This window comes from Endozoicomonas numazuensis (assembly GCF_000722635.1).
GTDB lineage: Bacteria > Pseudomonadota > Gammaproteobacteria > Pseudomonadales > Endozoicomonadaceae > Endozoicomonas_A > Endozoicomonas_A numazuensis.
Genome location: NZ_JOKH01000001.1, coordinates 1267446 through 1278940, shown reverse-complemented (window position 1 = coordinate 1278940; position 11495 = coordinate 1267446). Strand labels below are relative to the sequence as shown.

Genomic DNA, 11495 nt, shown 5'->3' with positions numbered 1-11495 from the left:
TCTTTCCATGCAATAGTCAGGGTTTTATCCTGCTGGCTTCCACCATACTTTCCCGGAACTCAGCATGATCATTGACCACATTGGCTTTTCCGTCATCGACTACCAACAAAGTAAAGAATTCTACTGCAAAGTCCTGACTCCCTTAGGGATAGAACGGGTCATGGAAGTTGAGGGCTGGGCAGGCCTCGGGGCTCAGAAAAAGCCAGAACTCTGGTTTGGACAAGGCGAAACGCCTCAAAACCCAATGCATCTCGCCTTCAACGCTCCTGATCGATCCGCTGTGGATAAGTTTTATCAACTGGCTATAGCAGCAGGTGCTGTGGATAACGGTGCGCCGGGCATCCGGGAAATCTACCACCCTGATTACTACGGCGCATTTGTTATAGATCTCAATGGCCATAACCTTGAGGCCGTTTGCCACAGCCCAGAGTAAAAAAGAAGCAGAATTACTGTCATATTTCCGACAGTTAGAAGGAGTCTTCTGCAAAACTCAAGGGTCGTCATAAATCAGGAACACGACCTCTATAATTACCTGAAAGCACTCAAAGTTCAGGGATAGAGTAATGAGTATTATCAGTAGCGGCAGCAAGATTCCTATCAGTTCAACATGGTCTGAGCATGGCCAACAGAAAGTCGATAAAACTCAGGGACGTCATAAAGGAGCCTCAGTATCTACCATAGAAAATACTGTTCCTCAGCAGGGAAAAGGCAAAAAGCTGCCTAGAAAAAGCATCTTCTCCCGAAGCGTCAACAATCCTGCAAAAGCCGCTGAAAAGAAAGCCGTAAAAGAGTTTACAGCAGCCCTTGGTGAACTCCAGAAAGCAGCCAGCAGCAAAAAAAGCACTCAAGCGTCGGTTTTAAAGGTTGTATCTCAACACGCCAAAAACCCTAGCGAACTTGAAGACCTGTTGGCAAACCTCACCAGAAAATCCGGTAAGGCCGCGGCCAAACCTCATGTTCAACAAGCCTTTCGAGAAGCCGGTATTTCCATGATGGTACTGAGTGCTCGATACGAAGCTCATCAACCCATGAAGCACGCACAGGATAATGGTCAGTCCTTCAGAGAAGGCCTGGATAAAAGCATGGATCAGTTGAGAACTCAAAGAGAGGAGCTCACTTCTTCATTTTTTCCTGACTCTATCAAAGCTCAGTTAAAATCTTATCCAGCATTAACCGAATGTCTGGTTGAAGAGTTTCCTGATGCTCAAGGATATTCTACAACGGGTAGCCTCTTCCCAACCACTCAAGCCCAAACTATTCTTACCTGCCAATGCTTTGAACAGGCTCGCCAAATTAAGAAAGATGTGGAAAAAGCCCTGGCTAACCCTCAACTCCCCCCAGAAGCAAGGGATAAGCTTGAGAGCACAATGAAAGAAGTCCAGGAAATTCTGGCAGCCACTCCAGAAGATCTTAGAAGCCTTGAACGCAATTATGCCATTAAGGGAGAAGGTCCCTTCCTGAGCCCTGAATACCGACAGGATATCGATAAAAGAAGTCATATGGAGCCTGTTAGAAGGGACTCCTTCAGTAAAGAGCAAATTTCCAGCAGACGTGAGTCGCTTAGCCAGTCCCGACCTGTTCAGGAAGAAGCTGTTCAAACGACCAATAAACCTTTAAATCGTCCAGCTCGAGTCGCACCCGCCATACCTTTCGAAGCCTCCCTTAATGCTCTGACAGAAAAGAAATCAGAGCTGTCATCTGAAGCAAACTCATTAAAAGACTACTTGAATGATCTACTGGCTTATAGCCAGTCATCAGATTTAGTAAACCTTCTGGGCCAAGAGTTTTCCGCCCATAAAGACCAGGGCTGGAGTTTTGAAGCTTACGCATCCATGTGTCAGCACGCTGCTGAAGCCATAGTCAACAACTCCTCACTAACACCTCATCAAGCAATAGATGTGGCTTATACCAAAGTGGGAACCTCTCATTAACTTCTCAAGCCCATCCCTGATGGGCTGCTTCAACGTCATCAATCCTTCATATGCTCTTCACCTTTCTTTCACACCCCACACTTAATAATGACTAAAACTCTATTAAGTGAACCGCTATGGATACTATCTATTCACAAAACCCATGGAAAAGGTTCAGGAATTTCCGTAGCAAACACCTGCTGCTGACAGCCCTTCTGATTCCAGCCTGTCTGGCTCTGATCGTTGTATATAACCCTCAGCACCCGTTCAAACTTTCCAGCACTCAACGCCTTCCAGCAGAAACCCTATGGCTAAATGACTATCAAGTCGATATTGATGCTCTGGAAGTCTCAGGTGTGACTCACAACCTCTCCGGCATCACCTGGAACACTCTCAGCCAAACACTCTTTGCCGTCATTAATGGCCTCAATCATATTGTTGAACTAAGCCCGGAAGGTTTATTGATCAGAACGATTGTGCTGAATGGCTTCAAAGATGTAGAAGCTATTACCTGGATGGGAGGCAATCAGTTTCTGGTGGTGGACGAACGGAGACAAAGTATTCACCAGATAACCATCGACTCATCAACCCATGAAATTTTCTTTGAGCAAACACCCCAGATTACGGTAGGTATTCAATCCGGGAAAAACAAAGGGTTTGAAGGTATTGCCTGGAATCCACTCAACAATCAGGCTTTTGTCGTCAAAGAACGTGATCCGATGATGCTGTACGAGGTAAGAGGCTTTAATGAAAACGGCCTGGGTAACAATATTATTATCAATACGACAGACACACTAAATCGTACACTAAGCCGTTCGAAAGATGACCTTTCCGGTCTTCATTACCATCAACTGAGCGGTCACCTTCTGGTATTGAGTGACGAAACCAAGCGTTTGACAGCATTGAGTCACGATGGTCAAATCATCAGTCAGATGGATCTAAGAACTGATGCCCATAATCTGAAAGAGTCCGTCCCTCAACCTGAAGGTGTTACTATGGACGACAAAGGCAATATTTATATAGTGAGTGAACCGAATCTTTTTTATCGATTTAACAAGACCAATTCAGGCTGATTAAGAGTCGGAGGACAAAATCTTAACGATGTAGCCATCCGGGTCATTCAGGATTTTGCCTTTCTCATACTCATTCGAAACAAGCGTTAAACCAAGAAAGCCTGTCTCAATACCTGTCCGATAATGAAACCCTTCTTGAGTCTCAGTACCGTGAATATGCTGCAACTCCAGCAAAGTATAAGGCCTTTGCCAAAGCCACTCCCGAATCTCGATAGCATCGATATCTTCCAGAGGCGCTTTCTCTTCGTCCCCTGTCAAAAAATAAAGCGTCATATTACGATCCGCAACCGACTGCCTTGAGACCAAACGCAAACCTATTTGCTCATAAAAAGAAAGGCTCGCACCTATATCACGACTTCTTAAGGTAGACAGGTTTAAGCACGCTGAATGCCAGACAGATGTCTTTATATCATTCAGCAAAGCGGGTGTATTTTTCTTAAAAGTCTGCTGGATCAGCTCTATACAATAACCATCAGGATCCTGAAGATGACAGAGAAAGGCTACATCAGGCACTTCAAAACAGTCACCGACAGAAGACACTCCCGAATCGATCAAATGCTGTCTGGCTTTTTGTAAATCAACAACGGAGATTGAAAATTTCCAATATCCCTCTGTTCGGCTGGGCTGAGGAGCTACCTCAGGCTTTACTCCCTGGCAGTATACCAGCTCTAACAGAGCTCCCTGAGTGTGTGGGTAAGCCAGAAAGCAATGTTCAGAATCACTCTCCAGTCTTCGAGACTCAAGGTTCATCCCTAACTTCTGACAGTAGAAGGACAGGGACTGATCCAGATCGGAAACCATTAGACGATGATGAGTCAGTTTCACTCTGCTCTCCTTAGGATTTGTCTTGAAATAACTTCCCGATTAAAACATGAACTCCGTTCACCTTGAGCCTGTCGAAGGGGGGTGGCTCTGGGCTTCGACAGGCTCAGCCCGAACGGGGTTTGGTCAAATAAGAAATTATTTCCGGACTATTCCTTAACTGAACCGTCAGAGACTCAGCTCTGCTGTGCTTTGATCACTCTTGCACAGGTCTCAGCATTGCTCTTCAAATGCTTGGGATTAATGGTGCCAATCACCGCCGCTGAAGTAGCAGGATGAGAGAAAACCAATTCCATACTGCTCTTTACCAGATTGTCACTGCTCTTTCGTCTAACTGCAGGTGACACTTTTCGCTCATGGCTGCCAACAGGATCTTCACCTTCCAGACAGGCATGACCGCTGGCCAGGGCTTTCTTGATCAAAATGCCCTTACCGTTCTCCAGTGCAAAATCCAATACCGGCTTTTCAGCCTGCTCCTTAAGATTGTATGTCACCATGGCAATATCCGATCTCTCCAGCGCCATAATGCCACCCTCAACCGTTTTGGTTGACATGCCCGAAGCCAGAATCTTGCCTTCTTTCTTCAGGTCTTCCAGCACTTCCAGACAACCATACTGCTCAATGATATGGACGTCATCGCCATTGGAGTGAACCAGCACCATTTCTATGCGATCAGTATTCAGCCGCTTCAAACTTCTCTCAATACTGAAACGAATATGCTCTGGAGTGAAATTGAAATGAGATTCACCGTTCTCGAACTCTTCACCCACTTTACTGCAGATAACCCAGTCCTCTCGTTGCCCCTTTAACAAAGGCCCCAAACGTTCTTCACTGGTGCCATAGGCTGGAGCAGTGTCCAGAAGATTTATGCCAAGAGACTGAGCCAGTTTCAGTAAACTCACCGCTTCCCGATCATCTGGAATCTTGAATCCAGAGGGGTACTTTACACCTTGATCTCTACCCAGCTTTACGGTTCCAAAGCCAATGGGAGAAACCCGAATATCAGTCCCGGCAATAACCCTGCTTTCAAGCCTGTAATCAGTCATGTTGATCGGTAAACGCCTCACTCCAGAATGGTTGACAGATTTCAGGATGCTCCACTTCGTCTGGAAGAGCAAAGCCCTCATTACCTGAAGGTGATAATTGCTCTCTGTTCAACACCTTCATGACTTCATCCGAAAGGTTAGGAGCCAGAGCCAGCTTGGTTGGCCAGGAAATAATGCCGTTCCCTGTCTCATGAATGAATGCAGCGTCAGGCCTCAAGAGTTTGGTCTGCCTGGGTTCGGCTCGGTTAACAAACAGTGTGGCCCACTGCGCCTCATCCAGATTGACCCAGGGTAATAGCGCCACCAGATCTCTGCGGGCAACCCGAATCTGTTCTTCCGGAGTACGCTCCATCCCGTCTTCGGCAATTTCGCCTCCCAGATACCAAATCCAGTTACCTTCTCCATCAGGATGGCTGGTTATCGTCATTCTTGGGACAGGCTTGGTGCCGAGGCAGTGAGCAAAGAGTGGTTCAGGGTGACGATGGCGAACCATAACCATGTGCAAAGGTCTTCTCTGCATCTCAGGCTGGGAAAGCCCCCACAACTTCATCAAACTTTCAGTGCCTTCACCGGCCGTCGTCACAAACTTGCGCGCTTTGATGTGAAACGTTTTGTCCCCGACTTTATGTTCAATAAACTCGACCTTATTGTCATCGGTTACAATACGAGTACTTTCTGACCAGTCTACTTTAAGAATCCGGTTTTCAAGGCCATTTACCAGTGCTTTTACGACCGTTTGGATGTCCAGCACCACCTCATTAAGCTGATAGATTTTGCCTCTGAACCCTTCGTGGCGAAAAATATCAGGAAACGCTTCTGGCTTCTTCAGCTGTTCCACCCGGCCACGCAGTGCCTTACTGGCAAAAAATGTCGTAAGCCTGGAGCCAACATCTCCGGGAGACCAGAGATACTGTGACTGAGAGAGAATATCTGCACCGGACAAATCCACCTCGTCCTCACCCTTGAGGGCTCGGCGCCAGCGGTCTGGCATGCCAGCTATGCACTCTGCAGCCTTGGTTAACGTACCGGTCAGAGTGTACTTGGTCCCGCCATGGACTATTCCCTGGGACTTGATAGTCTGACCACCACCAAGGGCAGCATTTTCCAGAAGAAGAGCCTTATAGCCTTGTTTATTGAGAGTATTGAACAGCCAGAGACCGGCAATGCCTCCGCCAATCACGACAACATCTGTTTCTATGGTCTGGGTCATATAGAGTGGGTCAGAGAGTAAGACAGGGAATTAGAATCACTGCAGTATACGCCTCATACCCGCCAGACACCAATAGCGGCGGCACCCCTTGAACTTTCGTCCATCGCAAGGGTCAAACTCCTATGACCTGACAGCTGATTTTTGCTCGAGAACCAAGATATGGATTCAGTAGGAAGAAAGGAAACAAGCCCACCAGACTTGTCTGCTGCTATAAAAACACAACCTCCCGTTGTGCCAGAGGAGAGTAATCTCCATCTGAGCCAAAAACCAAACCAGTATCAGTTTCATAGCCTGCCCATGTGTTAGAATCGATCAATAACCTTACAAATACGACAAGAATATGAACCACCCATGCCAGTGCACTCCTTTGGGTGACTCTGCCCTGCTGCTTAGCTTTGGTGACCAAATCAGTCCGAAGACAAATCAGATTGTTCATGCCGCCGCAAAACAACTCCTTAAAGCAGAATACGCTGAAGTGATTGAGATGGTTCCGGCCTACACAACCTTGACCGTCTATTACGATCCCTGCCAAATTCTATCTGGGACACCTTATGAAATATTAAAAGAAAAAATTCTCAACACCCTGCAATCAATCAAGGTGAGTGAGACAAAACCAGGCAATCTTATTGAGATTCCTGTCTGTTATGAAAATGAATGGGCTCCGGATCTGGAGCAAGTAGCCAGACACTGTCATCTAAGCCCAGAAGAAGTGATTAATCTTCACACCTCAGCAATCTATGACGTTTACTTCCTGGGCTTTGCTCCCGGCTTTCCCTTTCTGGGCGGTATGAATAAAAAGCTAGCCACACCCAGGCTTGATAACCCACGTCTCAAGATACCTGAAGGCTCAGTGGGTATCGCCGGAGAGCAAACGGGTATCTATCCCCTTTCTACTCCGGGAGGGTGGCAGCTGATTGGACATACACCCGTTCCTCTGGTGGACTTCGGTAGTGACTCCCCTACCCTGATTAAGCCGGGAGACAGAATACGATTTAAAACCATTTCCTTTGAGGAACATCAGGAAATGGGACACATATACCCACTGGATTTCAAGATGCTACTAGGCGACAAGTGAGCGAAGCCCTGTGAGCCTACAAGTAGTAGGTGATCAGGGTGAGCGAACGCTGGCAACAACGTAGCATCTTGAAAGGCGATGGGTATATCTCCATAGAGAGGAAAAGATGAGCCTGACTATCAAAGACCCCGGCATGCTAACCACCGTTCAGGATCTGGGGAGGTACGGTGTTCGCAATCTGGGCTTTTCAACCAGCGGAGCCATGGACACACTGGCAGTCAGAGTAGCCAACTTGATACTGGGTAATCCTGAGAGTTCTCCTGTACTGGAATTCACACTCACTGGACCCATTCTGGAATTTCACAAGTCTGCTGTTGTCTGCCTCAGTGGCGGTAGTGCTAATGCCACAATAGATAATCATCCTATTTCCACGCACTGCGTCACCACCATTAAAGCGGGACAAACGCTGAAGGTCTCCAGCCTGAGAAAGGGTTGTCGTGGCTATCTGGCCATTAAAGATGGATTTCAGGTCAATAAAGTTTTGGGCAGCTGCAGTACATACCTGAGAGCTGGCATAGGAGGTTATGAAGGAAGAGCTCTCAAAGAGAACGATCAGCTTAGCTTTAACGCTGGGTCAACAAAGGAAAGTTTCAAACCTGATATTGCTTTGGGCCATGAATTTATCTCGTTTCTTGAAGTGCATGAACACGTTCAGCCCATTCGATATATCTCTGGCCCGCAAGCCTCATGGTTTTCTAATCAGAGTCTGAAAACGTTCCAAAATCAGAACTACTCCGTTCGATCCGACTCCGATCGCATGGGCTATCGCCTGTCCGGACAAAAGATCGAAAGCAGTCACTCTGGAAATCTGATCACAGAGGGAACCACCGTCGGCAGCATTCAGATCCCCCCTGATGGTCAACCCATTATTCTGATGAGTGATTGCCAACCCACGGGCGGTTACCCCAAAATCGGGAATATTATTTCTGCAGATCTGCCCAGAGTCGCCCAGTTAAAACCAACCGACACCCTGACTTTTCAGGAAGTCAGTGTTGAAGAAGCACAGCGAGAGCTGATAGAACAGAGAATCAGCCTGAATCGCCTGGCCATTGCCGCGAAACATTACTGGAACCGTATCCAAACAGCCGTGAGCTAAAAAATGAACACAGATAAAGCACCGACACTGGATCTGAACTGCGACATGGGTGAAAGTTTTGGCCAGTATGTCATGGGCAACGATGCCGGAATCATGCCGTATATCAGTTCGGCCAATATTGCCTGTGGCTTTCATGCCGGTGACCCGAACATCATGGCCAAGACGGTAAAGCTGGCTTTGGAGCACCATGTCGCTGTCGGTGCCCATCCCGGATTACCAGACCTTCAGGGGTTTGGTCGCAGAAATATAAACATAAGCCCGGAAGAAGCCTACACTCTGACGCTCTATCAAATAGGCGCATTGAGTGCCTTTGTAACAGCCGAAGGCAGTCAACTGCACCATGTAAAACCTCACGGCGCTCTGTACAATATGGCAGCCCGAGACCCAGACCTTGCCAAAGCCATTGCGGAAGCAGTCTACCAATTTAATCCTGAACTGATTCTCTATGGGTTAGCTGGTAGCTGTCTTATATCCCAGGCCGAGACTATTGGCCTGAGAACAGCCAGCGAAGTCTTTGCCGACCGCAGCTATCAGAGTAATGGCCAGCTCACTCCCAGGGACCAGACCGGAGCAATGCTTGAAGACAAGCAAAAGTCCCTGGAACAGATCAGGGACATGGTTTTGCACAACCAAGTGACCTCACTGGATGGCCAGATAATTGCTATCCAGGCAGACACACTCTGTATTCACGGTGACGGTCCCTGGGCTCTGGACTTCGTCCGTGGCTGTGAACGTTTTCTTCAGGCTCAGGGCATCACGATTCAAACGATTCAGGCGCAGTAATGAATATTTCTCCCCAAGCTACCCTGCCCTCTTCAGGGGCTTTTTTTGCCTCTTCCTGGAGTGGCGGCAAAGACGGTTGCTTTGCTCGATGGGTTTCCAGTCAAAGCGGTGCAAAACCAGCTTGCCTTCTGACCATGCTCAAGGAAGGTGAACAAAGAACCAGTGCCCATGGACTGCACCAGGATGTTTTACAAGCTCAGGCTGATTGTCTGGGAACCCCTATTATTTTTGGTTCTGCCGGGTTCGGTGGTTATGAACAGGGTTTAAAAAAGGCACTGGCAACGGCTATCGATGAGTATTCTGTCAGCCACCTGGCTTTTGGCGACATCGATCTGGATGCCCACAAAGATTGGTACGACCGTATTCTGGAAGAGACCGCCATACAGACTTGCTACCCACTCTGGCACTATGACCGCAAACAGCTGCTGAAAGATATGTTCTCAGCAGGTCAGGAAACTATGATTGTCAGCGTCAAGAATGAGTCTCTGGATCAGAGTTTTCTGGGACAGATCCTGACACCATCGCTGGCAGATGAGATTGAAGCTAAAGGCATCTGCCCTACCGGAGAAGAAGGCGACTTTCATTCTCTGGTGATTAACGGTCCTGACTTTAAACAGCCACTGTCCGTCAAAAAAGCCGATATTTGGCAGGATGACTGGGGACACTCCGTGCTTGAGCTCAGTCCTGCCTGATCGGTCTCAAGGCTGAGAAAGGTTACATGCTGGAAGGAAAACTCCATTCCTATGCCCGTTGGATTTCAAGATGCCACCAGGTGTTAAGTGAGCGAAACCCCGTGAGCCTGCGATTAGCAGGTGACCGGGGTGACAACAACTGCACATGACAGCTTTCTACTACCTGTTGACAACATCCCTTATGCCACTTGCTTTTACCCCCTGAGTCCGGCATGTTGTGCAGCCTCTTACCCTCATTTTTATAAGTTGTAATAAGGGGACAACTATGCGTTCTCACTTGAATGATTTTTCCCGACGCTTTTATCGCTCAGGACAGAATAATTGCTCATGGCTGAATAATCGCTCATGGCTGAATAAACTCCTGGTGGCCACGCTCAGCCTTTTCATGATCACTTCGGCCTGGGCAGCAGAAACCAAAACCAAACATGCCACTCTGAAGCTGCCCGTAAAATCCGAATTACTGGTTCTTGATGGTACTAATGCCAAGGACCTCGACTTTACCGTTGAAGCCAACAAGCCCATCACGCTTTCCGATGAACGCCACCAGGTTGTTTTCCAACTGTCTGACGTGGTCACTGATGGCGGCGACAGAAACCGTTTTACCTCCAAACCTTTTATTCTGACATTCCACCCCATTGCCGGTCAGAGATACAGTATTGATGCTCCAAAGTTAAAAAACATGCGTCAGGCTGAATCCATCAACAGTAACCCTACCAGCAAGATTACGCTGATGAATGCCAAGGGAGAATCTGTTCCCTTTGAGTTCGCCACTCTGCCAACCAAAGGTATTCAGTTTGGTCGTAACTATGCGGCAGATGTTCAAAAATTTAATCGTACTGACAGTCCAGCTGCGGCCAGTGAGTTCTCGGGCATGGGTGTATTCGCAGAACAAAACACAGGCTTTGCCAATGCTTCCCAGAATGAAAAAATCTATGGCTCTGCTGCCAATAAAGAGGGTGATGCCAATATGAGTGCCAGTATGCTGCGCTACTGGTTTGAAAAAGCCGATCCGGCAACTCAAAAGGCTTTTATCAACTGGGCTCAGGAACAGGTTACCCGTGAGACTCGATAAATTTCTTTGTGAAAGTACGGAACTGACTCGGTCAGAAGCCAAAAGACTTCTGAAAACCGGGTCGGTCAGTGTTGATGGCACCACCATCAAAAATCCAGCCCAAAAGATAGCCTCTGACTCTGAAGTTCTGTTGGATGGCGAAAAACTCTCTCTGGTTGGGTTTCGCTACCTGATGCTTAACAAACCTGCGGATACTCTTTGTTCAACGCTCGCAGGAACAAGGGCCGAAATGTACCCATCCATCATAGAGCTGCTGGATGTGGTCAAGTCAGATCGCCTGAGGATTGCAGGACGACTGGATGTCGATACCACCGGGCTGGTGCTGGTTACTGACGATGGTCAGTGGTCTCATAGAATAACGTCTCCCGGAAAAGAGTGCGGAAAACGCTATCGTGTAGAGCTTGATTCACCTCTGGATAAGACTGCAGTCGAGCTATTTGCAGAAGGCATCCAGCTGAAAGGGGAGAAAAAGTTGACCCGCCCGGCACAACTCGAGTTTCTTTCAGACCAGGAAGTATTGCTGACTATTCATGAAGGTAGATACCATCAGGTCAAGCGCATGTTTGCCGCACTGGGTAACCATGTGGTTGCCCTTCACCGGGAAAAGATTGGGTCTATTACTCTCGACCCATCTCTGGAAGCGGGTGAATGGCGCTACCTGACTGAAGACGAAGTTAATTCCGTTTAAGATTTACCTCGAAATAAACTTCCTATTG

At 47.8% G+C, this 11495-nt stretch carries 12 protein-coding genes; 9 read left to right on the top strand and 3 right to left on the bottom strand.

Translation table 11 applies throughout. The features are described from left to right. Nucleotides 1–64 precede the first annotated feature (64 nt). The 3 genes from GZ78_RS05640 (at nt 65) to GZ78_RS05630 (ending at nt 2983) form a co-directional block, all read left to right on the top strand. Nucleotides 65–433 (top strand): VOC family protein, encoded by a 369-nt coding sequence (locus GZ78_RS05640; protein WP_152558565.1) that lies wholly within the window; start codon nt 65–67, stop codon nt 431–433. Nucleotides 434–563: 130 nt separating this feature from the next. Then, nucleotides 564–1931 (top strand): hypothetical protein, encoded by a 1368-nt coding sequence (locus GZ78_RS05635; protein WP_034833387.1) that lies wholly within the window; start codon nt 564–566, stop codon nt 1929–1931. Nucleotides 1932–2047: 116 nt separating this feature from the next. Then, nucleotides 2048–2983 carry an SdiA-regulated domain-containing protein gene (locus GZ78_RS05630; RefSeq protein ID WP_051785854.1) on the top strand — a complete coding sequence of 312 codons (936 nt, stop codon included), beginning with the start codon at nt 2048–2050 and terminating at the stop codon, nt 2981–2983. Here the strand turns inward: GZ78_RS05630 and GZ78_RS27180 are convergent, their stop codons facing one another. The 3 genes from GZ78_RS27180 to GZ78_RS05615 all read right to left on the bottom strand — a co-directional run bounded on the left by GZ78_RS27180 (nt 2984) and on the right by GZ78_RS05615 (nt 6061). Next, entirely contained in the window at nt 2984–3808 is an 825-nt protein-coding gene (locus tag GZ78_RS27180) for a VOC family protein (protein ID WP_152558564.1), read from the bottom strand. It lies immediately after the preceding gene. A 173-nt stretch (nt 3809–3981) separates the two neighbouring features. Beyond that, nucleotides 3982–4851, bottom strand: a complete 870-nt coding sequence (locus tag GZ78_RS05620; RefSeq protein ID WP_152558563.1) for an aldo/keto reductase — start codon at nt 4849–4851, stop codon at nt 3982–3984. After that, nucleotides 4844–6061, bottom strand: a complete 1218-nt coding sequence (locus GZ78_RS05615) for an FAD-dependent oxidoreductase (protein WP_034833385.1) — start codon at nt 6059–6061, stop codon at nt 4844–4846. The genes GZ78_RS05620 and GZ78_RS05615 overlap by 8 nt, the downstream gene beginning before the upstream one ends. Nucleotides 6062–6401: 340 nt before the next feature. Here GZ78_RS05615 and pxpB point away from each other — a divergent pair, with 340 nt between their 5' ends. From pxpB to rsuA, 6 genes are all read left to right on the top strand, one after another. Beyond that, nucleotides 6402–7136 (top strand): 5-oxoprolinase subunit PxpB, encoded by a 735-nt coding sequence (gene pxpB / locus GZ78_RS05610; protein WP_034833384.1) that lies wholly within the window; start codon nt 6402–6404, stop codon nt 7134–7136. 106 nt (nt 7137–7242) lie between these two features. Further along, on the top strand, nt 7243–8232 hold the full coding sequence (locus GZ78_RS05605) for a 5-oxoprolinase subunit C family protein (RefSeq protein ID WP_034833382.1): 990 nt from the start codon (nt 7243–7245) through the stop codon (nt 8230–8232). Between the two features lie 3 nt (nt 8233–8235). After that, nucleotides 8236–9015, top strand: coding sequence for a LamB/YcsF family protein (locus GZ78_RS05600; protein ID WP_034833381.1), 780 nt, complete (start codon nt 8236–8238; stop codon nt 9013–9015). Then, nucleotides 9015–9707 (top strand): Dph6-related ATP pyrophosphatase, encoded by a 693-nt coding sequence (locus GZ78_RS05595; protein ID WP_051785852.1) that lies wholly within the window; start codon nt 9015–9017, stop codon nt 9705–9707. The genes GZ78_RS05600 and GZ78_RS05595 overlap by 1 nt, the downstream gene beginning before the upstream one ends. 265 nt (nt 9708–9972) lie before the next feature. Beyond that, complete coding sequence (locus GZ78_RS05590; RefSeq protein WP_034833379.1) at nt 9973–10779, top strand: YccT family protein; 807 nt, start codon at nt 9973–9975, stop codon at nt 10777–10779. Beyond that, nucleotides 10766–11467 carry a 16S rRNA pseudouridine(516) synthase RsuA gene (gene rsuA, locus GZ78_RS05585; RefSeq protein WP_034833378.1) on the top strand — a complete coding sequence of 234 codons (702 nt, stop codon included), beginning with the start codon at nt 10766–10768 and terminating at the stop codon, nt 11465–11467. The genes GZ78_RS05590 and rsuA overlap by 14 nt, the downstream gene beginning before the upstream one ends. The last annotated feature ends 28 nt before the right edge of the window (nt 11468–11495 follow it).

What these genes read in the sequence shown, in the direction of transcription:
- GZ78_RS05640 (WP_152558565.1), top strand. Translation starts at nt 65, where the DNA reads ATGATCATTGACCACATTGGCTTTTCCGTCATCGACTACCAACAAAGT.
- GZ78_RS05635 (WP_034833387.1), top strand. Translation starts at nt 564, where the DNA reads ATGAGTATTATCAGTAGCGGCAGCAAGATTCCTATCAGTTCAACATGG.
- GZ78_RS05630 (WP_051785854.1), top strand. Translation starts at nt 2,048, where the DNA reads ATGGATACTATCTATTCACAAAACCCATGGAAAAGGTTCAGGAATTTC.
- GZ78_RS05620 (WP_152558563.1), bottom strand. Translation starts at nt 4,851, where the DNA reads ATGACTGATTACAGGCTTGAAAGCAGGGTTATTGCCGGGACTGATATT.
- GZ78_RS05615 (WP_034833385.1), bottom strand. Translation starts at nt 6,061, where the DNA reads ATGACCCAGACCATAGAAACAGATGTTGTCGTGATTGGCGGAGGCATT.
- pxpB (WP_034833384.1), top strand. Translation starts at nt 6,402, where the DNA reads ATGAACCACCCATGCCAGTGCACTCCTTTGGGTGACTCTGCCCTGCTG.
- GZ78_RS05605 (WP_034833382.1), top strand. Translation starts at nt 7,243, where the DNA reads ATGAGCCTGACTATCAAAGACCCCGGCATGCTAACCACCGTTCAGGAT.
- GZ78_RS05600 (WP_034833381.1), top strand. Translation starts at nt 8,236, where the DNA reads ATGAACACAGATAAAGCACCGACACTGGATCTGAACTGCGACATGGGT.
- GZ78_RS05595 (WP_051785852.1), top strand. Translation starts at nt 9,015, where the DNA reads ATGAATATTTCTCCCCAAGCTACCCTGCCCTCTTCAGGGGCTTTTTTT.
- GZ78_RS05590 (WP_034833379.1), top strand. Translation starts at nt 9,973, where the DNA reads ATGCGTTCTCACTTGAATGATTTTTCCCGACGCTTTTATCGCTCAGGA.